Annotated in this window: 23 protein-coding genes and 2 pseudogenes; 12 read left to right on the top strand and 13 right to left on the bottom strand. The window is 70.8% G+C overall.

Annotation, left to right across the window (positions count from 1 at the left end; genetic code table 11):
• The 8 genes and pseudogenes from ACIBAG_RS15345 to ACIBAG_RS15310 all read left to right on the top strand — a co-directional run bounded on the left by ACIBAG_RS15345 (position 1) and on the right by ACIBAG_RS15310 (position 7293).
• Positions 1–762, top strand: a complete 762-nt coding sequence (locus tag ACIBAG_RS15345; protein ID WP_399105060.1) for an oxidoreductase — start codon at positions 1–3, stop codon at positions 760–762.
• Positions 759–2090 (top strand): Ni/Fe hydrogenase subunit alpha, encoded by a 1332-nt coding sequence (locus ACIBAG_RS15340; RefSeq protein ID WP_399105058.1) that lies wholly within the window; start codon positions 759–761, stop codon positions 2088–2090. The genes ACIBAG_RS15345 and ACIBAG_RS15340 overlap by 4 nt, the downstream gene beginning before the upstream one ends.
• A 21-nt stretch (positions 2091–2111) precedes the next feature.
• A complete protein-coding gene (locus tag ACIBAG_RS15335) occupies positions 2112–2738 on the top strand; it encodes a CBS domain-containing protein (RefSeq protein WP_399105056.1) in 627 nt (208 codons plus the stop codon).
• 16 nt (positions 2739–2754) lie between these two features.
• Positions 2755–3858 carry a hydrogenase formation protein HypD gene (gene hypD / locus ACIBAG_RS15330; RefSeq protein WP_399105054.1) on the top strand — a complete coding sequence of 368 codons (1104 nt, stop codon included), beginning with the start codon at positions 2755–2757 and terminating at the stop codon, positions 3856–3858.
• On the top strand, positions 3855–4889 hold the full coding sequence (gene hypE, locus ACIBAG_RS15325; protein ID WP_399105052.1) for a hydrogenase expression/formation protein HypE: 1035 nt from the start codon (positions 3855–3857) through the stop codon (positions 4887–4889). The genes hypD and hypE overlap by 4 nt, the downstream gene beginning before the upstream one ends.
• Positions 4890–5100: 211 nt before the next feature.
• The gene (locus ACIBAG_RS15320) at positions 5101–6429 is read left to right on the top strand and encodes a hypothetical protein (RefSeq protein ID WP_399105050.1); all 1329 of its coding nucleotides are present in this window, start codon (positions 5101–5103) and stop codon (positions 6427–6429) included.
• A 321-nt stretch (positions 6430–6750) separates the two neighbouring features.
• Positions 6751–6957: pseudogene (locus ACIBAG_RS15315) on the top strand (response regulator transcription factor); the annotation flags it as partial.
• A 138-nt stretch (positions 6958–7095) separates the two neighbouring features.
• Entirely contained in the window at positions 7096–7293 is a 198-nt protein-coding gene (locus ACIBAG_RS15310; protein ID WP_399105048.1) for a hypothetical protein, read from the top strand.
• A 201-nt stretch (positions 7294–7494) separates the two neighbouring features.
• On the opposite strand, the gene ACIBAG_RS15305 is transcribed toward ACIBAG_RS15310, so the two are convergent.
• From ACIBAG_RS15305 to ACIBAG_RS15270, 8 genes are all read right to left on the bottom strand, one after another.
• The gene (locus ACIBAG_RS15305) at positions 7495–7680 is read right to left on the bottom strand and encodes a hypothetical protein (protein ID WP_399105046.1); all 186 of its coding nucleotides are present in this window, start codon (positions 7678–7680) and stop codon (positions 7495–7497) included.
• Positions 7681–7998: 318 nt separating this feature from the next.
• Entirely contained in the window at positions 7999–8277 is a 279-nt protein-coding gene (locus ACIBAG_RS15300; protein WP_399105044.1) for an SHOCT domain-containing protein, read from the bottom strand.
• 62 nt (positions 8278–8339) lie between these two features.
• Positions 8340–8789, bottom strand: a complete 450-nt coding sequence (locus tag ACIBAG_RS15295) for a DUF6325 family protein (protein ID WP_399105042.1) — start codon at positions 8787–8789, stop codon at positions 8340–8342.
• Positions 8790–8829: 40 nt separating this feature from the next.
• Entirely contained in the window at positions 8830–9198 is a 369-nt protein-coding gene (locus ACIBAG_RS15290) for an SHOCT domain-containing protein (RefSeq protein ID WP_399105431.1), read from the bottom strand.
• Positions 9199–9320: 122 nt separating this feature from the next.
• Positions 9321–10706: an anaerobic sulfatase maturase gene (locus tag ACIBAG_RS15285; RefSeq protein ID WP_399105040.1), complete on the bottom strand. Its 1386-nt coding sequence runs from the start codon at positions 10704–10706 to the stop codon at positions 9321–9323.
• A 75-nt stretch (positions 10707–10781) separates the two neighbouring features.
• Positions 10782–11402 (bottom strand): GAP family protein, encoded by a 621-nt coding sequence (locus ACIBAG_RS15280; RefSeq protein WP_399105038.1) that lies wholly within the window; start codon positions 11400–11402, stop codon positions 10782–10784.
• A 76-nt stretch (positions 11403–11478) separates the two neighbouring features.
• Positions 11479–11880: an SHOCT domain-containing protein gene (locus tag ACIBAG_RS15275; protein ID WP_399105036.1), complete on the bottom strand. Its 402-nt coding sequence runs from the start codon at positions 11878–11880 to the stop codon at positions 11479–11481.
• Between the two features lie 481 nt (positions 11881–12361).
• Complete coding sequence (locus tag ACIBAG_RS15270; protein WP_399105447.1) at positions 12362–12490, bottom strand: hypothetical protein; 129 nt, start codon at positions 12488–12490, stop codon at positions 12362–12364.
• Here ACIBAG_RS15270 and ACIBAG_RS15265 point away from each other — a divergent pair.
• A pseudogene (locus ACIBAG_RS15265) lies at positions 12456–13363 on the top strand (DUF2254 family protein). The gene ACIBAG_RS15270 and the pseudogene ACIBAG_RS15265 sit on opposite strands and share 35 nt — an antisense overlap.
• Here ACIBAG_RS15265 and ACIBAG_RS15260 read toward each other — a convergent pair.
• Positions 13360–13791: a hypothetical protein gene (locus ACIBAG_RS15260; protein WP_399105034.1), complete on the bottom strand. Its 432-nt coding sequence runs from the start codon at positions 13789–13791 to the stop codon at positions 13360–13362. The pseudogene ACIBAG_RS15265 and the gene ACIBAG_RS15260 sit on opposite strands and share 4 nt — an antisense overlap.
• A gap of 124 nt (positions 13792–13915) precedes the next feature.
• Here ACIBAG_RS15260 and ACIBAG_RS15255 point away from each other — a divergent pair, with 124 nt between their 5' ends.
• Entirely contained in the window at positions 13916–16303 is a 2388-nt protein-coding gene (locus ACIBAG_RS15255) for an arylsulfatase (protein WP_399105032.1), read from the top strand.
• Between the two features lie 42 nt (positions 16304–16345).
• Positions 16346–17668: a cation:proton antiporter gene (locus ACIBAG_RS15250; protein WP_399105030.1), complete on the top strand. Its 1323-nt coding sequence runs from the start codon at positions 16346–16348 to the stop codon at positions 17666–17668.
• Positions 17669–17721: 53 nt separating this feature from the next.
• Here the strand turns inward: ACIBAG_RS15250 and ACIBAG_RS15245 are convergent, their stop codons facing one another.
• Positions 17722–19134, bottom strand: a complete 1413-nt coding sequence (locus ACIBAG_RS15245) for a DUF2252 domain-containing protein (RefSeq protein ID WP_399105028.1) — start codon at positions 19132–19134, stop codon at positions 17722–17724.
• Between the two features lie 182 nt (positions 19135–19316).
• On the opposite strand from ACIBAG_RS15245, the gene ACIBAG_RS15240 reads away from it, so the two are divergent.
• The gene (locus ACIBAG_RS15240; protein ID WP_399105026.1) at positions 19317–20696 is read left to right on the top strand and encodes a diacylglycerol/lipid kinase family protein; all 1380 of its coding nucleotides are present in this window, start codon (positions 19317–19319) and stop codon (positions 20694–20696) included.
• 254 nt (positions 20697–20950) lie between these two features.
• Here ACIBAG_RS15240 and ACIBAG_RS15235 read toward each other — a convergent pair whose 3' ends face one another.
• The 3 genes from ACIBAG_RS15235 to ACIBAG_RS15225 all read right to left on the bottom strand — a co-directional run bounded on the left by ACIBAG_RS15235 (position 20951) and on the right by ACIBAG_RS15225 (position 23211).
• Positions 20951–21865 carry a hypothetical protein gene (locus ACIBAG_RS15235; RefSeq protein ID WP_399105024.1) on the bottom strand — a complete coding sequence of 305 codons (915 nt, stop codon included), beginning with the start codon at positions 21863–21865 and terminating at the stop codon, positions 20951–20953.
• Positions 21866–21951: 86 nt separating this feature from the next.
• Positions 21952–22452 (bottom strand): flavodoxin domain-containing protein, encoded by a 501-nt coding sequence (locus tag ACIBAG_RS15230; protein ID WP_399105022.1) that lies wholly within the window; start codon positions 22450–22452, stop codon positions 21952–21954.
• A gap of 27 nt (positions 22453–22479) precedes the next feature.
• Complete coding sequence (locus ACIBAG_RS15225; protein ID WP_399105020.1) at positions 22480–23211, bottom strand: CBS domain-containing protein; 732 nt, start codon at positions 23209–23211, stop codon at positions 22480–22482.

Genomic DNA, 23211 nt, shown 5'->3' with positions numbered 1-23211 from the left:
ATGGCCCCCAAGCTTGCCGTGTTCAAACTGGCCTCCTGCGACGGCTGCCAGCTCACCCTGCTGGACTGCGAGGACGAACTCCTGGCGCTGGCGGGCGAGGTGGAGATCGCCCACTTCCTGGAGGCCTCCAGCGCGGTGGAACCCGGACCGTACGACCTGTCCCTCGTCGAGGGCTCCGTCACCACGGCCCAGGACGCCGAGCGCGTCCGCGCGATCCGGGCGGCCTCGCGCCACCTGGTGACCATCGGGGCGTGTGCGACCGCCGGGGGGATACAGGCGCTACGCAACTTCGCGGACGTCGACGAGTACCGGCGCGTGGTGTACGCGCACCCGGAGTACGTCGAGACTCTGGCCACCTCCACCCCCGTGTCGGCGCATGTGGACGTCGACTTCGAACTGCGCGGCTGCCCGATCGACAGGCGTCAGCTCATCGAGGTGATCACCGCTTTCCTCGCCGGGCGCAAGCCGGACATCCCGGACCACAGCGTGTGCTTCGAGTGCAAGCGGCGCGGCACGGTCTGCGTCACCGTCGCCCACGGCACGCCCTGCCTCGGTCCGGTCACGCACGCCGGGTGCGGGGCGCTGTGCCCGGCGTACCACCGGGGCTGCTTCGGCTGCTTCGGACCCTCCGGGTCGGTGAACCTGCCCGCGCTGATCCCGCTGCTGCGCCGGGACGGCCTCGACGAGGACGACGTGGAGCGCTTCCTGCACACCTTCAACGCCGCCGCGTTCGAGAGGTTCGAGAAGGAGGTGGAGACGTGACGCACCGTGGCTCCCGTCTGCTGCACGTCGGCTCGCTGTCCCGGGTCGAGGGTGAGGGCGCGCTGCGCCTGCACGTCCACGACGGCACGGTCACCGATGCGCAGCTGAACATCTATGAACCGCCGCGGTTCTTCGAGGCGTTCCTGCACGGCCGTGCGTACACCGAGCCGCCGGACATCACGGCCCGGGTGTGCGGGATCTGCCCGGTGGCGTACCAGATGAGCGCGTGCGCGGCGATCGAGGACGCGTGCGGCGTGACGGTGCATCGGGTGATCCGCGATCTGCGTCGGCTGCTGTACTGCGGCGAGTGGATCGAGAGCCAGGCGCTGCACATCTATCTGCTGCACGCCCCGGACTTCCTGGGCCGCGCGAGCGCGATCGAACTGGCCCGCACCCACCGGGCCGAGGTCGAGCGGGGGCTCCGGCTGAAGAAGGCGGGCAACTCGCTGATGGAGCTGCTCGGCGGGCGGGCGGTGCATCCCGTGAACGTCCGCCTCGGCGGCTTCCACAGGGTGCCGACACAAGTGGAACTCCGGCGGGTCGCCGAGCAGTTGAAGCAGGCTCTGGACGACGCCTGGGACACCGTGCGCTGGGTCGCCGGCTTCGAGTTCCCGGACGCCCGGGTCCAGGCCGACCTGCTGGCACTGGCCGAGCCGGACACCTACGCCATCGAGAGCGGGACGCCGACCGTCCTTCGGGCCGACGGGACCACGGGTTCCTTCCCGGTACAGGACTTCACCGAGCACGTCGCCGAGACACACATGCCGCACTCCACGGCACTGCACTCCCGGCTCGACGGGCGGCTCCATCTCACCGGCTCCCTGGCCCGGTTCGCGATCAGCGGCGCGCGGCTGTCGCCGGTGGCGCTTCAGGCGGCCGTGGAGGCCGGGCTCGGCGATCCGCGGGCGGGTGCTGTGTGCCGTAATCCGTTCCGGTCGATCCTGGTGCGGGCCGTGGAGACGGTGTACGCCGTCGGCGAGGCGCTGCGGATCATCGAGGCGTACGAGCCTCCCCCACGCCCGTACACGGACGTGCCGCCGGTCGCGGGCATCGGCCACGGGGCCACCGAGGCTCCCCGCGGGGTGCTCTACCACCGCTACGAACTCGACGCCGATGGTCTCGTCACCAGCGCGCTGCTGGTGCCGCCCACCGCACAGAACCAGGGCGCGATCGAGGACGAGCTGCGGCGGCTGACCCAGCGGGCGATCGGCGAGGGCGACCCGGACGACGCCGAGCTGACGGCCCTGTGCGAGCGGGCGATCCGCAATCACGACCCGTGCATCTCCTGCTCCACCCACTTCCTCGACCTGACCGTCGTCCGCACCTGAGGAGACATACGGGAGGTTGCCATGCCTGAATCTCCGTACACCGTGAGCGATGTGATGACGCACACCGTCGTCGCGGTCGGGAGCGAGGCGCCCTTCAAGGAGATCGTCGAGCTGCTCGACCAGTGGAAGGTCAGCGCCCTGCCGGTGCTGGCCGGAGAGGGTCGGGTCGTCGGAGTGGTCTCCGAGGCCGACCTGCTGCCCAAGGAGGAGTTCCGCGACGGCAACGAATCCGGGAGCGACGTCGGGGAGCGGCTCAAGGCGAGCGCCCTCACCGCGGGCGAGCTGATGAGCACCCCGGCGGTGACCGTGCACGCGGACGCCTCGCTGGCCGAGGCGGCCCGCATCATGGCCCGCCGGCACGTCAAGCGGCTCCCGGTCGTGGACGGCGTCGGCATGCTCCAAGGCGTCGTCAGCCGCAGCGACCTGCTGAAGGTGTTCCTGCGGCGCGACGCCGAGATCGCCGACGAGATCCGCGGCAGCGTGCTCACCCATCTCCCGGTCACCACCGACCTGGGAGTCTCGGTCACCGAGGGCGTGGTCACGCTGACCGGTTCGATGCCCGAGCGCGGGCTCATGCCCGTGGTGGCCCGGGCCATTCGGGCCGTCGAGGGCGTCGTCGACGTCCAGCTGGATCTGACGCACCGATGAAGGGCCGGCACCACCGATGAAGTACCTCGACGAGTACCGCGATCCCGTCCTCGCCCGGCGTCTGCTGGACGAGCTGCGGCAGACCGCCATGCGCCCCTGGCGGATCATGGAGGTGTGCGGCGGCCAGACCCACACCCTCGTCCGCCAGGGCATCGACGAACTGCTCCCGGCCGGGATGCGGATGATCCACGGCCCGGGCTGCCCGGTCTGTGTGACCCCGCTTGAGACCCTGGACCGGGCCATGGCCATCGCCGCCCGGCCCGGCGTGATCCTCACCAGCTTCGGCGACATGCTCCGCGTGCCCGGCACCGACACGGACCTGCTCTCCCTGCGGGCCCGGGGAGCGGACGTACGGGTGGTCTACGCCCCGATGGACGCCGTACGCCTGGCCGCCGAGCACCCCGACAAGCAGGTCGTCTTCCTCGCGGTCGGCTTCGAGACGACCGCGCCCGCCAACGCGACGGCCGTGCTGCACGCCGCCCGCCTCCGGTTGACGAACTTCTCGATGCTGGTCAGCCACGTCCTCGTCCCGCCCGCGATGACCGCGCTGCTGGATGACCCGGACTGCGAGGTGCAGGCCTTCCTCGCGGCCGGGCATGTGTGCGCGGTGATGGGCTGGCGGGAGTACGAGCCGATCGCCGCGAAGTACCGGGTGCCGATCGTGGTCACCGGCTTCGAGCCACTGGACCTGCTGGAGGGCATCCTCATGGCCGTACGGCAGCTGGAGGCCGGTCGGTCCGACGTGGAGAACCAGTACGTACGGGCAGTACGGCGCTCCGGCAACACCGAAGCGCAGGACGCGGTCCGCGAGGTCTTCCGGGTCACCGACCGGGCCTGGCGGGGCATCGGGGCGCTGCCCGACAGCGGGCTGGAACTCGCCGCGAAGTACCGGCGGTTCGATGCCGCCCGGCGCTTCGACGTGGGCGGGCTGTGTCCCGTCGAGGACGCCGAGTGCATCGCCGGCGCCATCCTCACCGGGGCCAAACTGCCCACCGACTGTGCCGCGTACGGCACCCGCTGCACGCCCCGCCATCCCTTGGGAGCGCCCATGGTGTCGTCCGAGGGCACGTGTGCCGCCTTCTACGCGGCCGGACGCACTCCTGCGAGGAGCACGGCATGACCATCCAATGCCCCACCCCCCATCACGACGACGAAGTAGTGCTGCTGGGCCACGGGGCCGGCGGCCGCCTCACCGCGGAACTCCTCGACCGGGTGATCCTGCCCGCCCTGGACGGCGACCCGGGCCCCATGGAGGACGCGGCGCTGTTGCCCGGCTACCGGGAACTGGTGATCAGCACCGACAGTTTCGTCGTCAGCCCGCTCTTCTTCCCCGGCGGAGACATCGGGTCCCTAGCCGTCCACGGCACGGTCAACGACCTCGCGATGCGGGGTGCGTGGCCGGTCGCGCTGTCCGTCTCCCTCATTGTTGAGGAGGGGCTGCCGCTGACCGAACTCCGGGCGGTCCTGAGCTCGTTGGGGAAAGCCGCGCAGGACGCCGGGGTGCCCGTGGTCACCGGGGACACGAAGGTGGTGGGGCGCGGTGCCGCCGACCGGCTGTTCATCAACACGACCGGCATCGGGCAGCGGCACGGCTCGCTGCATCCGTCCGCCGCGCTGGCCCGCCCCGGTGACGCGGTCCTGATGTCCGGCCCGATCGGGCTGCACGGCACGACCGTGCTCAGCACCCGTGAGGGCCTCGGCTTCGAGGGCGACATCGCTTCCGACACCCGCCCGCTGCACCGCCTGGTGCGCACACTGGTGCCGCTCGGCGCCGACGTCCACGTCCTGCGCGACCCGACGCGAGGCGGTCTCGCGGCCTCCCTCAACGAGATCGCCCGTGACTCGTCCGTCACCGTCGAGATCGAGGAGAGCGCGGTGCCGGTGCCCGAGGCGGTCGCCTCGGCCTGCGATCTGCTGGGCCTGGACCCGCTGATCGTCGCCAACGAGGGCTGCCTGGTCGCCTTCGTCGCCGGTGGCGCCGCCGAGAACGCGCTGAACGCGATGCGGTCGGTGGGCGAGGGCGCGGAGGCCGTGCGGATCGGTGAGGTGCTGCCGGACGGACCGGCGGGGCGCGTGGCGATGCGCACGCTGGTGGGCGCCCGGCGCTTCGTGGAGATGCCACTCGGAGAGCAGCTGCCGCGGATCTGCTGAGGGGGCCTTCCCACACAGTCGGCGCGCGTCGGCCAGCCGGTCGCGGCGTCGTGCTCCTTGGGGTGAGTGCGCCGCCGTCGTAGTCCGCGATGTCCACCACATGTGACGCCCTTACCTTGCATCACCGGCCGCGGCCCGACTCCCGTGCGCCGTTCACCCGCTTGGTGCGCCCGGGTCGCGTACTCCCCGCGGCGCGCATCTCCTGGTGACCATGAGTGACACCGGTGGGGAAGAGCTCTCGGCCCGGGAGCGCAGTGAGCTGGACGAGCTGCGGCGCCGGGTGAGTGCCCTGGAGGGCGCCGGGCCCCCGCGGCATCACCCGTTCCGCTCGCTCGGCTCGTTCCTGCTGATCGTTCTGGCCGCGCTGCTGTCGCTGCTGTCCGTCGTGGCGGTGTGGGCGAACAGCATCGTGCAGGACACGGACCGCTACGTCGCCACCGTCGGGCCGCTGGCGAGCGATCCCGATGTGCAGCAGGCGGTCACGAACCGGGTCACCGACGTCGTACTGGAGCGTGTCGATGTGGACGCGCTGGTCGCTCAGCTGACGGAGGCGGCATCGCAGCAGGGGGTGCCTCCGCGGGCGGCCGAGCTGCTGAAGAACCTGGACGGCCCGATCGAGAGCGGTCTCAACCAGTTGGTCTCGAGCACGGTGGAGCGGGTGGTCACCAGCAGTGCCTTCGAGACGGTCTGGGTGGAGGCCAACCGCAGGGCGCACTCGACGCTGGACAAGGCCCTGACGGGCGAAGCCGAAGGCGCGGTCCAGCTCAAGGACGACCAGGTGGTCATCGACATCGGCCCGATCGTCGAGCAGGTCAAGAACCGGCTGGTCGACGCCGGCCTCTCGCCCGCCGCGAAGATCCCGGACGTCCACACGGACTTCGTGGTGTTCGCGTCGGAGGACATCGCAGAGATCAAGACCTATGTGAGAGTGCTCGAGCTGCTCGGCGGCTGGCTGCCCGTCATCGCGCTCCTGGTCGCGGCCGCAGCGGTGTACGTGGCGTTCAACCGCCGGCACGCGCTGATCGGGGTGGCCGTGGCGGTCTTCGCCGCGATGCTGCTCCTCGGCATCGCCCTCACCGTCTTCCGTGACGTCTACCTCGACCATCTGCCGGCCGGGGCTTCCGAGGCGGCCGCGGGATCGGTGTACGACGCGCTGATCAAGTTCCTGCGGGCCGGGGTGCGGGCGCTCGGCGCGACCGCCCTCCTCACCGCTGTCGGCGCCTTCCTCGCCGGCCCGTCCCGCGTCGCCGTGTTCACCCGCACGGGCTGCCGCAGGAGCATCGGCGCCCTGCGCGACGTGGCGAAGTCGGCGGGGTTCCGCGCCGGCCCGGTCGGGCGGTTCGTCCATCGCTACAAGCGCTGGATCGGGGTGGCCATTCTGGTGGTCGCGGCCGTCGTCCTGTTCACGTGGAGCTACCCGACCACAGCGGTCGTCGTGTGGACCGCGGTGATCACGCTGGTGGGCTTCGCGATCCGCGAGTTCCTGGACGACACCTCCGTACCGCCGGCCGACTCCCGACCTGAGGCCGCCGCCCGCTGAGGCCCGGAGCGCAGAAAGTCAAGGCAGGACTCTCTCAAATGGCCGCCGGAAGCCCGTCGTCGGGATGTCCCCCTGGCGCGGATGTCGTGAGCTTCGGGCGGGTCCGGACGCCGGTGCACGGGGGGTGCGGCCTGGTGACGGCCAGGGCCCGCCGCACCAGACGCTCGGCGGAGGCTTCTTCGTCGCCTGCGGCGGCCGTTCCTGGAGGCCGGACCGTGGCTGAGGCGGCTGCTGAACCGCAGGCCCGCGCCGGCTCAGGGGCACGACCGGCTGCCAGCCTCTCTCGTGCACCGCGCTGCCGCCCAGCCCGAGGAGGATGAGCCGGTCCCTGTGCTGGAGCCGCTCAGCGAGCGGGAGCAGGACGTCCTGAAGCGCCTGGCGCAGCTGATGTCCACCGAGGAGATCGCCACCGACCTGTGCCCGTCGGTCGACACGGTCAAAACCCATCTGAAGAGCATCTACCGCAAGCTCGCCACCACCCGCCGTGGCGAGGCCGTCCGCGGGGCCCGGGGGCTGGGCCTGCTGTGACGCTCCGCACGAAACGGGGCCGAGGCCCTGTCACCTGCCTCGGGTGACGCCGCCCGGATCCCATCGCCGCAGCATGGGATGGAAAGGGACGAACGGCACAGTGACTACCGATCGTCCGACGGCGAGAGAAGCACGCCCATGCGTTATGAGATCCGCATCGACGGCCAGATGTCGGACACGCTCATTTCGGCATTCCCGGAGCTGGACAGTGTCGTCGTGCCCCACCAGACCGTGCTGTACGGCCCGGTCACCGACGAGGCCCACCTGTACGGCCTGCTGACCCGGTTCCAGTCGCTCGGGCTGCGCGTGCTGGAGCTGCGCCGGCTCCCGGAGTGAGAAGCCTGCGCGCGAGGCGCGGCTCGTGCGCGAGCACACATCCGGTGGCGATGCCGGCTGTGACGACCGCGAAGAAGACGATCAGCCAGGACATCAGTGTGAAGACTGCGCCGAGGGGTCCGGAAAGGGCGACGCTGCGGTTCAGTGAACGCGGCAGGAAGAGCGTGGACACGGCGGCGAAGGCGACGACTCCGCCTCCGGTCAGCACGGTTCCGGGCAGCAGAGCAACCAGCGGACGCGGCCGACGAGCAGGAGATGCTGGGGGCACCACCACATCAGGATGCTGGTGATGACCGACACCGGTATTCCGCGCCAGGGTCCGGCACCGAAGCCGTCCTGCAGGGCGCCGTGAAAGCAGGCCGTGGCCGACAGCAGGGTGACCAGCACGCCGACGGCTCCCCACGCGTCCTCGAGTTCCGAGCTGTCCGCGCCGTAGATCTGGCTGATCTCGTCTCGAAGGCACCGTCGACGCCGAGGACCGAGCCGAGCGGACTCATGACTGCTCTTGCAAGGGCTGGGGGACGAACGCGGCGAGGACGAACAGAGCGGGCAGCGCGGTGAGGAGCGCCTGGGCCGCCAACCGGGTCGCGGTTCCGCCAGGCTGACGCCCAGGAACTGCCGGACGACGCGGCTGAGCCGGGCGGACAGGTATGGCGGCGGCGGGAAGCGCCGCAGCGAACCGGTCATGCCCGCTCCTCCCGGCCGTCAGGTGCCGAGCAGTCGAGCTTTGGCCGCCGTGAACTCCTCCTCTGTCAGCACCCCCTGGGAGCGCAGCTCCCCAAGCCTGGTGAGTTCGTCGAGCAGCTCACCGCCGGCAGCCTGCCCGGAAGCGCCGGGCGAAGGCTGGGGAGCCGGCGTCTCGGCAGCGGCAGCCTGCCGGCTCGTCTCCTGTTGCTCGGCCTGCGCCCTCCGGCGCCCCGCGGCGTATGCGGTGCCGCCGACCAGGGCGCCGCGCAGCAGCGGGCGGCGTCGTGCGAGAGGCATGGCCCTGTCCTTCCTGTTCCGGTTTCCGGCCGGTGGGCTTCACCTCCCACCGGCCGAATCGGTCACGTCGGTGTGTCCGCCGCGGCCGCTCCGGCCAGTTCGGCCTCGACTTCGGCGATCTGCTCATGCGGTATCCGGACACTGGCCAGCAGCCGACCGTCGTGACGGCGGGCCTCGGCGGCGGCCTCGCGAGCCCATACGTTCTCCACCAGCAGGGCGAGGACCGTGGTATCCGGTTCCATCAGGACGGCGATCTCGTCGACGTCCTCGACGCCGACCATGCCGAGCGTGCGGCGCGCGGCGATGTCGGCCGCCACATCGCCGAGGCTCTCGATGTCGGACAGTTCCATCCGGCCGATCCGCCCCTCCGCGCTCTTCGTGACCACCAGCGCGTCCAGGATGCGCACGTCCTTGCGGCGTTCGACGTGTTCCACCGCCGCCAGGAACGAGTCGGGTGGATGGTCGGCGGGGAACGACAGGATGACCAGATCGACGGGTCCGAGCGTGCTCATGGCGCGGCTCCGTTCCTTCTCGGGCTTGTGTCGGCACGGGTCATCCCGCGAGCACCTTCGCCTTGGCCCGCTCGTACTCGGCGTCCGTGATGTCGCCGTGGTCGTGCAGCCCGGCGAGCTTGGCCAGCTCGTCCGCGCGGGTCGCCCCGGTCGCCGGGGTGCCGGCGGCCGCCTCCTGGACGTAGGAGCGGAACGCCTGCTCCTGCTGCTGCATCTGGCGTACGTCTCGTTCTCCCATGCCGCGTCCGCGGGCGATCAGGTAGACGAAGACGCCGAGATACGGCAGCAGACAGACGAAGACCGTCCAGCCCGCCTTGGCCCCTCCGCCCATCCTGTCGTCCCGGAAGATGTCCCCGATGACCCGGAACAGCAGCACGAACCACATGACCCACAGGAAGAACCAGAGCATGGTCAGAAACGCGTTGAGGAGCGGGTAGTCCACGGTTGCCTCCACTTGCCGGCCGCCGCGCTGCCGCGACGGCGCCTGGGCCCGTCGTACTCAACGCTGCGCCCGCATGGCTCGGGGCGGCATCACCCGGCGCGGGTGGTCCACGGCCGCCGTCCGTGGCAGCGCGCCCACTTGCGCCCGCCCCCACACGGACAGGGGGCGTTGTGCGGACGCCGGGCGTCGTCCGCCGCGTACTGCCGCATGACGAGGGCGGGCGCAAGGCCCTGCCGCAGCAGCGCGGTCATGGTGCGCATCGGTGCGCCGACGTGATGGAAGAAGGCTTTCAAGCCGGCGCAGAGGTGGTTCAGGCCCGGCTCCCCGTCCGGGGTCACATCGAACCGGTCCTTGGGGCAACCGCCGTGGCAGGCGAAGCGGACGTCGCACTCCCGGCAGTAGCGGGGCAGCCCGTCGCGCTTGTGCGCACCGAACGCCTGCTGCCGCGGTGAGTCCACCAGGTCGAGCAGGTGGCGCCCGCGGATGTTGCCCAGAAGGTACGCCGGTTCGACGAAGTGGTCGCAGGAGTAGACGTCCCCGTTGTGCTCCAGGGCGAGCGCACGGCCGCACGTCTCGGAGTGCACGCACAACGACGGTGGCGCGCCATACCAGTTGGCCAGCGCCACGTCGAACATCTGCACGTAGACCGTCCCGACGTCATGCCGCACCCAGTCCTCGAAGACGTCGATGAGGAAGCCGCCGTACTGCTCCCCGGTGACCGACCGCTTGGTGACACGGTCGCCCTCCTGCCTGTACAGCGGCCGCTCCTCGGCCCGCTCGCCCCAGCCCGCGTCGGCCGTCGGCAGGTGCTGCTCGGTGGTGCGCTCCACGATCGGGATGAACTGCATATGCCGTGCGCCGCAGGTGTCGCGCAGGAAGGCGTACACCTCGCGGCCGTGACCGGCGTTGGCGTCATGCACGGTGGTGAGCGCGTTCCAAGCCACGCCTTCCTCGCGCAGATGGGCGAGCCCCCGCATGACCCGGTCGAAGGTGGGCTTGCCGCCCTTGTCGACACGGTAGACGTCGTGCATCGCGCGCGGGCCGTCGAGGGACAGCCCCACGAGGAAGTCGTTGTCCCGGAAGAAGCGCGCCCACTCGGCGTCGATCAACGTGCCGTTCGTCTGGATGGCGTTGACGATCCGCTGGCCCGGACGGGCGTACCGGCGCTCGTACTCCAGCGAGCGGCGGAAGAAGTCCAGCCCCATCAGCGTGGGTTCACCGCCCTGCCAGGCCACCGTCACCTCGGGTGCCGGACCGTGCGCCTCGATCAGCTGACGGATGTACTCGGCGAGCAGTTCGTCGGCCATCCGGAACCTGCTGCCCTCGTACAGCAGTTCCTTGGACAGGAAGAAGCAGTACGTGCAGTCCAGGTTGCAGATCGCCCCTGCCGGCTTGGCCAGCAGGTGGAACGGCTGCCGCCGGACCGAGCGGTCGGGCCGCCGGACCGTGGGCTCGGGCAGCCATACGGTGCTCATGTCCCCAGGCTGAGCGACTCGCCCGGACGGCGGGACACCCGCAGCGGGTGAGGTGGCTGACGTTGCTCGCGGGAGTCAGCTGAGAATGAGCACGATGAAGATCGCGCAGGCCAGGATGTTGATCAGCCAGCTGTGGGTGTTCATCCAGTCGCGCACGCCTGGCATGGCGGCGGCCGCCCTGTGGTGGAACAGCAGGAAGCCCAGCAGCGGCAGCGCGGCGACGAGCAGGGTCGCCGCGATGAACGGCAACGCCTCGGCGTAGCCGGCGTCGTTCTGTGCCAGGTGGATGCCCACCGTCATCATGACGATGATGTCGGAGGGCATGAGGAGGATGACGAGCAGGCCGATCTTCAGGGCCTTGCGGAGATCCGCCGACATCAGGGTTCCCAGCCACTTCGGCGGTTCGATGGTCTCGCGCCTGACCCAGTTCTTCACAGCCGCGGCGATCAGCAGGCCGACCAGCACGTACTGGATGATGTTGCCGGTCGATCCCGAGTCGGACGATTCGCCGAGATCGAGGAGCGAGGCGAGACCCAGCATGATCGCGACGCCGACGGCGGTGGCGACGGCGATCCCGGCAAGGTAGCCGACCGACACTCTGACCGGGCGGGGGGTCGTGACGAAGATGATCGACGCCATGATCTGCGGGCCGACCATCATCGTCACCGCCAGTGGGAGGACGTTGAGACCGTCCACGAGCACCTCCGTCGTCCCCGGCAGCGGCGCGGCACCCGCACCGCGACCGCGCCGCCGCGTCCCTCACCGCTGACGGTCAGACCGCCAGAACCTTGGCCTGGGCCTGCTCGTACTCGTCGTCGCTGATGGCTCCCCGGTCGTGCAGTGCCGCCAGCCTGCCCAGCTCGTCCGCCTTGGTGGCCCGGCCCGTCGGTCCCTCGGCGGCCGCCTGCCGGACGTACGCACGGAATGCCTGATCCCGGACCTGCATCTGGCGGCGCCTGCGCTCGCCCATGCCGTGCCCGCGCACGATCAGATAGAGCAGGATCCCGACGAAGGGCAGCACACAGACCGTCAGCGTCCAGCCCGCCTTGCCCCAACCGCTCAGAGTGTCGTCCACGAAGACGTCGGTGATCACGTGGAACAGCAGCATGATGAACATGATCCACAGGAAGAACCAGAGCATGGTCAGGAAGACGTCGAGCAGGGGGTAGTCCATGGGGGCCTCCGCTTGCCGGCAGCCGCGGTGGACGCGCGGCCGGTGAGGGGCTGACGCCTCCTACGGTCCGTCCGGCCCTCGCGGTCCGGCATCACCCTGGACGGGTGGTCGACTCCTCCCTCCGACATGCGCGGCTGCCTGCGCACTCCTACGGTGATCGCGTGGACGGCGAGCCACTGCATGTGCCAGATCCCGCGACCGAGTCCTGGGCCGGACCCGCGGCCCGGTCATGGAGCTGGCTCCCGGTGCTGCCGGCGACGGCCGCGGCCGTGGCCCTGGGCAGGGGCTGCCGCGGTGAGAGGACTCGCTTCCCCGGGTGGGGCTGGGCTGCGAGGCGTCGACGGCCCAGGCCACGCCCGCGGCCATCGCGGGCGCGATGATCACCCTGTCCGGTTTCGTCATCACCGGCCTCACCGTGGTCATCCAGATCGTGCAGAGCACGTCACCCCGGCTGATCGGTGCCGTCGGCCACTTCCGCCAATCACTGGCCATCGTGGGTCTGCTCACCGCCACCGCGGTGTACGCCCTCGTCGTCCTGGGCCCAGATCCGGGCCGACGAGACACCGAGGCTGTCGGTGACCCTGGCGGTGGTGTTCGTGGCCGTGGACACGGCCGTGCTGCTGCGCAGTCTGACCCGCCCGCGCCACTTCGTGACCGGCGGTGCGCTGGCTCGGGCCGTGGGGCAGCGGCTGGCCGAGTCCGTCGACACCGTGCTGCCGACGGACCACGAGGCTGGAGCCCCCACGGACGTGTGGACGCCCCCACCAGGCATCCCACTGGTCCACGCGGGGAGACCCAGCGTCATCCAGGAGGTCGACGAGCGGCGGCTGCTGCGCCACGCGGCACACTGCCAAGCCCAGGTCCCCCTCGACGCCGGGGCCGGGCAGTGCATCGGCGTCGGCGCGGTCCTCGGCCAGGTGCACGGACTCCCCACAGCACCGGGTCCACGACGGGACCGGCAGCTGCGCCGTTTCGCGTCATGCGTACGCGTGGGCGGCTTCCGCGCCGTCGGCCAGGACCCTGCGTACGGCCTTCGCCTGCTGGTGGACATCGCGGCGCGCGCCCTGTCCCCGGCCGTCAACGACCCCACCACCGCCTGCAGGCGCTGGACCAGATCGAAGAGGCCCTCACACGGCTGTCCCGCCGCCCCCTCGGAACAGCTCTCGTCGTGGACCGGCTCGGCACCCCGCGACTGCTGCAGCCGGGGCCGAAGTGGCCGGAACTGGTGAGTCTCGCTTTGAACGAGATCCTGCAGTACGGCGCCGCGTCCCCGCAGGTCGTACGTAGAGTGCGTGCGCTGCTCGACACCGTGGCCGAGGCAGCCCCGCGGCACAGGGCCGGCCCGCTGAACGAGCGCACGCTCTGGTGGGCCGGCTGGCCCGTTCCTTCCCGGACCAGCTGTTCGCGGCCGTGGCGGGTGGAGCGGACCGGCAGGGCCTCGGCGGCATCGCCCCAGTGGTTGATGCCTTGGCTCGGTGGCTAGCGCCTTGACTCGTCGGTGACCTTGTCCCGCTGTACCACGCACAGGGCCCAGACGATGAACGCGTACAGCGCGATCAGCGTCAGCGACCAGACCGGGTAGTACGGGATGGACAGGAAGTTGGCGATGATCAGCAGCGCCGCGATGCCGACCCCGGCGAACCTCGCCCAGGTTGACGCCGAGAACAGGCCGATGCTCACCATCACGGCGATCGCCCCGAACGCCAGGTGGATCCAGCCCCAGCTCGTCAGGTCGAACTTGAAGACGTAGTTCGGGGTGGAGACGTAGACGTCGTCCTCGGCGATCGCCATGATCCCGCGGAAGACGTCGAGGATCCCTGCGATGAACAGCATCACGGCGGCGAACACCGTCAGTCCGCCAGCGGCCGCTTCGGCGCGTGCCGAGCGGCGGTGGGGAGCAGCGGTGACCATGTCCGGCCCTCCATTCCTCACGGGGCTGCGGTGAGCAACCCGTTCCCTACCGAGCCTGAGCCGGACATGCCGCGTTCGTCCTCACCCCGAGCGGGTGAGGACCGGCCGATCGTTTCCTGCTGCGATGGACACGGACCCAGACGCCGCCGAGGAGGCCGACATGGCGCGTGAGTTCCGGGGACGGATCGCGCAGGACATCCGCGACTCCGTGCCCGACTGGGAGCCGTACCGGGAGCCGCAGGCGCCGGACGTGGCGCCCAACGTCCTCTACATCGTGTGGGACGACGTGGGCTTCGGAACCTTCGACTTCTTCGGGGGGCGGGTCGAGGCCCCGGCGATGCGCCACATCGCGGACGCGGGGGTGCGGTTCACGAACTTCCACACCACCGCCCTGTGCTCACCGACCCGGTCGTGCCTGTTGACGGGCCGCAACGCCACCAGCAACGGCATGGCCTGCGTCACCGAGGTCGGCAGCGGCTTCCCCGGCTGCAATGGGCGGATGCCACCGGAGAACGCCACCCTGGCCGAGGTGCTGGTCGAGCGGGGCTGGAACACCTACTGCGTCGGCAAGTGGCATCTGTGCCCGGCGGAGGAGTCGAACATGGCCTCCGCCAAGCGCCACTGGCCGCTCGCCCGCGGCTTCGAACGGTTCTACGGCTTCCTCGGCGGCGAGACCGACCAGTACTACCCGGAGCTCGTCTACGACAACCATCCCTACGAGGTGAGGGAGACCCCCGACCACGGCTACCACCTGTCGAGGGACCTGGCCGATCGGGCCATCGAGTTCATCCGCGACGCCAAGGTCATCGCCCCGGACAAACCCTGGCTCACCTATCTGTGCCCCGGCGCGGGACACGCTCCGCACCATGTCCCGCGCGAGTGGGCGGACAGGTACCGGGGGGTGTTCGACGACGGCTACGAGGTCTACCGGGAGCTGACCCTGCGCCGGCAGATCGAGCTGGGCCTGATGCCCGAGGGCACCGAACTGACCCCGGTCAACCCGCACGGTGAGCCGCATGTGCTGGGGCCGGGCGGGAAGCCGTGGCCTGCGGGCGAGTTCGTCCGCCCGTGGGACACCCTCGACGAGGGCGAGAAGCGGCTCTTCGTGCGCATGGCGGAGGTCTTCGCCGGATTCGTCTCCTACACCGACGCACAGCTGGGCCGGGTGCTGGACTACCTCGACGAATCGGGGCAGTTGGAGAACACCGTCACGGTGGTGGTGTCCGACAACGGCGCGAGCGGCGAGGGCGGCCCGAACGGTTCCCTGAACGAGAACAACTTCTTCAACGGCGTCCCGGACAGCCTGGAGGACAACCTCCGGCACCTGGATGACCTGGGCAGCCCGAAAACGTACAACCACTACCCGACGGGATGGGCCTGGGCCTTCGACACCCCGTTCAAGTACTGGAAGCGGTGGGCGTCGTACGAGGGTGGCGTCGCCGACCCGATGTTCCTGTCCTGGCCCGCCGGTCTCCGCGCCGCCGGCGAGCTGCGCCACCAGTACGTGCACGCCATCGACATCGTGCCGACGTTGTACGACCTGCTCGGCGTCGAACCGCCCACGACGGTCAAGGGCTACGCGCAGGCTCCCCTCCAGGGCGCGAGCCTGCGTCCCGTGCTGGAGAACCCCCAGGCACCCGACCCGCGGGACACCCAGTTCTACGTCATGCTCGGCACCCGGGGCATCTGGCACGACGGCTGGCACGCCTCCGCCCTGCACCCGCCCGCGCCGTCCGGCTGGGGCACCTTCGACGACGACCGGTGGGAGCTGTACCACCTGCGTGAGGACCGCTCCGAGGCCCGCGACCTCGCCGCCGAGTATCCGGAGAAGCTGGCCGAGCTCAAGCGGCTGTGGGAGCAGGAGGCCGAGCGGTACCACGGGCTGCCACTGGACGACCGTACGGCGATCGAGATCTTCAGCACGCCACGGCCGCAGCTGTCCAAGCCCCGCGACCGCTACGTGTACTACCCCGACTGCGCCGACGTACCGGAATCGGTGGCGGCCAACATCCGCGGCCGGTCCTACACCATCGCGGCCGACGTCCACCTCGACACCCCCGAGGCCCGTGGTGTGCTCTTCGCCCAGGGCGGCCGGTTCGGCGGCCACAGCCTGTACCTGCTCGACGGGCGGCTGCACTACGTCTACAACTGGCTCGGCCGGATGGAACAGAAGGTCGCCTCGCCCGGCCGGATCCCGGTGGGCGACCACATCCTGTCCGCCTCCTTCCGCGCCGACGGCCAGAAAGAGAACGGGCTCACGGTCGGGACGCTGGCCCTGCGCGCCGACGAGCGCGAAGTCGGACGCATCCGCATCAGGACCCAGCCCGGGATGTTCGCCTTGGACGGCGAGGGCCTGTGCGTGGGCCGGGACAGCGGCCAGGCCGTCTCCGGTGACTACGACCCGCCGTTCCGTTTCCTGGGCGGCACCATCCGCCACGTCGTGGTCGATGTCAGCGGCCGGCCCTTCGCGGACCTGGAGAAGGAGGCCGCGGGCGCGTTCCTGCGCGACTAGCCCCGCGGGTGCAGTGCGAGGAACCGAACGGAGGGCCGCACCATGAGCGGTGACGCCTGGGCCGGGGTGGCGGTCGCAGGCGTCACCGCCGCGTACGCCCTCGGATCACGCCGACTGGCCGCCACTCCGGTCTCCTCGGCCATCGTGTTCACCGGCTGCGGCATCCTGATCGGCCCCGCCGTCCTCGACCTGACCGACCTGAAACACGACGGCGCCTTCATCACGCCCCTGCTGGAAGCCGCCCTGACCCTGGTGCTCTTCACCGACGCCATGACCGTCCGGCGACGCGACCTGGCCACGGATGGCTTCCTGCCGGGCCGCCTGCTCGGCATCGGCCTGCCGCTGAGCATCGCGGCGGGCTGGCTGCTGGCGTGGCCGCTGCTGCCGGGGCTGACGGCCTGGGAGCTGGCTCTGGTGGGCGCGATCCTCGCACCCACCGACGCCGCGCTGGGCAAGACCGCCATCTCCGACCCCCATGTGCCGCCGCTGGTCCGCCAGGGCCTCAATGTGGAAAGCGGCCTGAACGACGGCATGGTGCTGCCGTTCTTCGTCGTCTTCCTCGCCGCCATCCCCGGCACGTCCTACGCGCACGAAGGCGTCGCGGGCACCTTCTGGCGCGCACTGCTGCTCAGCACCGCCCTCGGCCTGCTGATCGGCGGCCCGTGCGGACGGCTGCTGCAGGCGGCACGGGCCCGAGGGTGGGTCACACGCGAGTGGCGGCAGGTCTACGTCCTCGCCGTCGCCGCCGCCTCGTACCAGCTGGCCGTCCTCACCGACGGCAGCGGCTTCATCGCAGCCTGGGTCGCCGGGTTCGCCTTCGGCTACGCGCTGCGGCACTTCCCGGCCGATGCCGATGCCGAGGCAGACAGCCGGGACAGGACCGCGGGCTTCGCCGAGAACCTCGGCGGTCTGCTGGCGTCGATCAGCCTGCTGGTCTTCGGGGCGGTACTCCTCGGGCCGGCACTTGAGGATCTGACCTGGCGGATCGTGCTGTACGCCGTGCTCAGTCTGACGGTCGTGCGGGTGCTCCCGGTGGCCCTTTCCCTGGTGGGGAGCAGGCTGCGGCCGCCGACGGTCGCGTACGTCGGGTGGTTCGGCCCGCGCGGTCTCGCGTCCGTCGTGCTGGGACTGCTCGTGGTGGAGGAGCACGTTCCGGGGACGCAGACGCTGGGCCGCGTGGTCGCCGTCACCGTCGGCCTCAGCGTCCTGTTGCACGGCGTGTCGGCCGTGGCGCTCGCCGAACGGTACGGCCGCTGGTACCAGCGTGCCGCCGCACGTGAAGGTCGTGAGCTGCGCGAGGGTGCCCCTGTCCCGGAGAAGGCGGAACGGCACCGGCTCGGCAGGCTGGACCGGCCGGTGGAGTGAGGACGCCGCACGCAAGTTTCATGGGTGCCGCTGCTTCAGGGATCCGTGTCCCCTCAGCTCGGCAGGTCGCTCCTCGCCGTGACGCGTCCGCTCGCTACCGCATCAGCCAGCGCATGGTGGTCGCGTTCGTTCTGATCGGCATAGGCGTGGGCGAACTCCAGAAGAGCCCGGTCGAAGGCGTCGCTCCGGCCGAGGTAGGCGCTGATGGCGATGGGGTCGCCCGAGCGGGCGTGCGCCCGGGCCAGTGAGGCGCCGCACCACCGGCCGAAGAGACTCAGGGTCGCGGGGTCCATGGTCTCGGGCCGTGCGATGCCCTTCCAGTCCCTCAGCTGCCGTACATAGAAGTCGCGTTCGCGGCCGTCCATCCCCGTGACGCGCTCCCAGCCGAGGAAGATGTCGCTGGCGGCCTGCATCAGCCGCTGCCCGGCCACCACGCGCTCGCCCTGATTGTCGTACACGCTCGCCCCGCAGTGGGGCGCGAGGACCGACTCGCCGGCCTCCTTGGCCTGCAACAGCAGCGGGTCCTCATCATCGCGGCCCAGCAGCAGGACGATCCAGCAACGAGTGCCGACGCTGCCGACCCCGACCACCTTGCGTGCCGTGTCGACCACGTGGAACCGGCTCAGGAGGTACCGCCGCTCCGAAGAGAGGGTGCGCGCGTAAGCAGCGACCAGCGAGCGCAGGGTCTGCTCCAGCTCGTCGCGTTCCGTGCCGGGCAGCAGCTCGTCCAGCGGCGTGATCAACGGGGGATCCGAGATGATGCGGTGCGTTCCGTCCACCACTCTGGTCAGCTTCCCGGCCGCCTCAAGGCTGGTCCGGGTACGAGCCCTGGCCGATGCCCGGGCGACCCGCCGCTCGACGCCCTTGTCCAGCCGCTCGGACAGGATCGCCGCGGCTTGGTCGAGGTCGTCCCGCGCGTACCACACATCGAGCGTGCGCATCCCGGCGAGCGAGTGCATACGGTCGCGGTAGGACTGCACGCAGGCACGGACGACGGCGCCGCACTCCTTCGCCGAGAACGCGTTGGCCCGGCCGGCGATCACCAAACTGGCGGCGAGCCGCTTGACGTCCCACTCGAAGGGGCCCGGCAGGGTTTCGTCGAAGTCGTTGATGTCGAAGACGAGATGGCGTTCCGGGGAGGCGAGGAGCCGGAAGTTGAGCAGATGCGCGTCACCGCACAGCTGGACGGTGAGCCCTGTGTGTGGTGCGGCACCGAGATCGGACGCCATGATCGCCGCGGCTCCGCGGTAGAAGCGGAACGGCGATTCGAGCATCCGGCCGTACCGGACCGGAACCAGCTCGGGAACGCGGGTGGCGGACTGCCGTTCGATGATCTCGATGGGATCCGGCCGCTTCTCGTCCGACTCGAAGGCGGCGTGGCCGGACCGTGGCAGCCGGGCGCGTGCCGCCTTGCCGCGCGCCGCGCGTTCGGCCGGGGACAGTGGATGGTCGTTCATCGTGGTCATGGCCGGACCTCCTTACCGGCATCGTCCACACGGTCGCGCTGCCGCGAGATCACCCTCGCTGGGTGATGTACGGGCCGGGCACGGGCAGTCGCATGGGCCATGTGCCCAAGACGAGGAGCTCAGCTCGAACAGCTGGTGCGATCGAACGCCGCCGTCGGCCGTCCCCGAAGTGGAGGGCGCGTTTGTCGCTGCTGGTCGCGGCGGCCGCGATCGCTTTCCTGCTGGCGGTGGCCGGGGCCCGGAGCCTCGCGTTGCTGGGGTTCGGCCTGGCCGGGCTCGCCGCCACCGCGGCCGCGCTGTGGTGGGCCCTCGCCCGTCACGGGCTGCTCCGGGTACTCGCGGCCACACTCGCCGCACTGCTCCCCCTCGCCGTGCTGCTGCACTACGCGGCGGTCGGCCTGCTGTGGGCCACCCTGCTGACCCTCGGGTTGTGGGGCCTAGCCCTGCTGACGGGACGGGCCGCCCTCAGCGCGGACGGCCGGCCAGGTGGCCCACAGCATCACGAGGCTCCAGCGCCCACCGCTCCGTTCCTCGTCATGAACCCCCGCTCAGGTGGCGGCAAAGTGGGCAGGTTCCACCTCGCCGACCGCGCCCGGGCGCTCGGTGCCGAGGTCGCCGTACTCGACCCCGCTCATCCGCAGGACGTCGCGGAACTCGCGCGCCGAGCCGTGGTCGACGGAGCCGACCTGCTGGGAGTCGCCGGCGGGGACGGCACGCAGGCACTGGTCGCCAGAGTGGCCGCACAGCACGACGTCCCCTTCATGGTGATCTCGGCCGGCACGCGCAACCACTTCGCACTCGATCTCGGCCTGGACCGCAACGACCCCTCGACGTGCCTCGACGCCCTCACCGACGGAGTCGAACTCCGCGTAGACCTCGGATTCATCGCGGACCGTGTCTTCGTCAACAACGCTTCCTTCGGCGTGTACGCGGAGGTCGTGCAGAGCGCCGAGTACCGCGACGACAAGGTGCGCACCATCCTGCAACGGCTCCCGGACCTGCTGACCCATCACACCGGCCCACGGTTGACGGTCCGCGCCGGCAACACGATCATCGACGCTCCCCAGGCGGTGCTCATCAGCAACAACCCGTATCAGCTGGGGGATCCGGCCGGTATGGGCCGCCGCCCACAGCTGGACACCGGCGTCCTCGGCGTCGTCGGAGTCACGGTCGACAACGCCGCCCAGGCGGCCAGCCTGCTACGCGGCCGACACGGGCGTGGACTCACCGCGCTGACCGCCGACGAGGTCGTCGTCGACGCCGACGCGCCCGAGATCGCGGTCGGCGTGGACGGCGAGGCCCTCCTGCTGCCCACCCCCGTCACCTGCCGCATCGCGCCGGGCGCCCTCCGCGTCCGGGTACCCCGCCACCGCCCGGGAGTGCCCCGCGCAAAGCCGCCGACGGACTGGCGGGCCCTGGGACGGCTGGCCCTCGGACACGAGACCACGGACGGAGTCACACCAACAGGCCGGCAGGCGACGCAGCCAGGCCGCCACAGTCGCGCAGCGCCGGGGTGCCGCGCCGGTCCGGCCACCGAAACCCATCGGCTGTCGTGCGGATGAGACCCGCCACTGCTGGAGGCCATCGACCGATGAGACTGCACCACGGCCTCCCGCTCCCAAAGCGGACGCTCCACCAAGCCGCGCCACTCCCCACGCTGCTGCAACAGGATGGCCATGGCCGCCTCTGCGGACCGTTGCCCGACCAGGAAACTGTTGCCCCAACCCGTGGCTGAGTGCGAGCAGCCAGGGCTTCGGCCACGCAACTGCGGCGCCTGAGCAGAGTGCCCAGCGCAGGCAGAGTCGCCCGGTCCGGGTCAGCGGCTCCACTGGACCGGAACGCCGTCGTGGACCAGTACCTCGGCGGGCGGGCGACGCCGTGTGCACCATGTGCGCGGCGGACGGCCAAGGCGCAGCACCAGCTGAGGGAAGCGGCCACCGACGAGGTGCGTCCGGATCTCCGCCCGCGGCTCGGGCAGTTCGAGGGGCTGGGTGTAAGGGGTGGACAGCAGGGCGACGGTCCCCGTGCGTGAGATCCACCGGCGGCTCGGCCGGGCGTAGTACCGGGCGAACCCGAGGTAGTCACGGCCGGCGAGCAGGGTGGCGTCAGGATGGTGACGGCATGCCTCGACGGGCACCCCGTCCCTGCCGACGGACCGGAAGATCTCGGCGGTGTGGCACGGATCCGCGCGTTGGCGGTCCTCGGCGGCACGCACGAAGTCGGCGAGCAGCCGGAGTTGCTCCGGTTCGTCGATGATCCGCAGGTCGGCCCCCTCGGTGCGGGCGTGGTCGCGCAGTTCGTAGCGGAGGGTGTCGGGTACCGGCTCAGGTCCGAAAGGCCCGCGGTGGGTGTGGCGGCGGGGCATCGCGCGAGCCAGCCGGGTCTCTTCGGGCGTGGCCGGGGCATGGGCCGCGTAACCCACGTGGGCCAGGTAGTTGGAGTTGCCCGGTTCGGGCAGGAGGTCGACGGCGGGCCGGAAGCCCAGCCCGCGTACGGCGATCCGCACGTTGATCAGGGCGGCCCCGCAGGCAATGACCTCCTCCCGCCCGTCGGGGTCGGTCAGCATCATCCGCCGCCCGCCGTGCACATGCACCTCGAAGCCGTGGTCGCGGCCGTCCTCGGCGAAGAGCCACGACTGGCTCTTGTGCGGTGAAGGCGCCAGGGAGGCGGCGCGGGCCAGGTGGAGAGCAGCCGGCCCGCACGCACGCGGGAGACGCGGCCCGACCCGCACGCACGCGGGAGACGCGGCCCGGACCCTCGTACGACAGGGACATGATGCACGCCTTCCGTGACCGTTCCTGCCCTGCTGAGCCTTGCTCAGCCCTTGGCCACCAGTTCGTCGGCGACAGTCCGTGCCCAGTCCTCGATCTGGGTGAAGTCCCGGAAGTCGCCGTCCTTTCCGTTCTTGATGATCATCCGGGCGACCCACCCTTTGGCGCCCTCCTCCAGGCAGCCGCCGAAGGTGACGTGCCCCCTGGTGTCGAACCGGTTCATCGCGCGCTTCAGGCCGGGCACGGGCGGGATGTCCCGCTCCGACGCCGATGGGTCCAGCGGCCCACTGCTGAACAGCCACAACGGACGTTCGGCCAACTCGCGGCGGTGTCGGCGGAGGAACCGGCGGGAGTCCTTGTGCCAGCGTCCGGCGTACAGTCCACCGCCGACCACGACGGCGTCGTACGGCGAGACGCGCTCGACGGTGCGGGCCGGCATCGCCTCGGCGGCGAGGCCCTCCTTGCGCAGGACCTCGGCCACGGCCTCGGCGATCTGCGCGGTCGATCCGTTCGTCGTCCCATAGGCGACCAGCACCTTGGTGGTCATGGTGCTCCGCCTCCCTTCACATCACAGTCACAGCTTGCGCAGCCACTCGTCGGCGATGCCGTGCAGTGCCTGCTCGTCGGGCCGGAGGTGGGAGTCGTCCAGCCGGTAGGTGAGCTTGTCGACGACCGCGACGACGCCGTCGATCTGGCGGGTCATGGAGACGGCGATCTCCGTCTCGCTCTTGCGTTCCATCTGTCCGAGGAGTGTGACCACGCCCTCGGCCACCGACACGGCGATGCTGCGCGGTGGCAGCCACAGCGCCCGCACGATCACCTCGTCGACGACCTCGGCGCGGATGGCCGCGTCGGGCCGCAGGAAGACCTGGAGCAGGTCGCGGCGGGTGACGATGCCGACGAGCCTGTTCTCCTCGTCGAGGACGGGGAGCCGTTCGATGTGGTGCTGGGCCATGGTGCGGGCGGCCTCGACGATGGTGTCGTCGGCGTGGACCGTGATGGGCGGCTCGGTCATCAGTCGGCCGGCGGTGCGGGCCTGGGCCTTCACGGCCCGCCGACGCCCGGCGCGGGTCAGCCGGTCGAAGCGGAAGCGCTTCTTCGGCTCGACCGGGTCGGGCGTCTCGGCCTGCCGGACCATAAGGTCCGTCTCCGAGATGACGCCGATGACCTTCTCGTCCTCGTCGACCACCGGCAGTCCGCTGATGCGGTGGTCACCGAGCAGCCTGGCGACCTCCTTGAACGGGGTGCCGTACTCGGCGCGGACGACCTCCGTGGTCATCACGGAGCCGACCTTGTTGTGCTTCAT

The organism is Streptomyces sp. NPDC051243 (assembly GCF_044455405.1).
Classification (GTDB): Bacteria; Actinomycetota; Actinomycetes; order Streptomycetales; family Streptomycetaceae; genus Streptomyces.
This window is presented reverse-complemented; position numbering and strand designations above follow the sequence as displayed.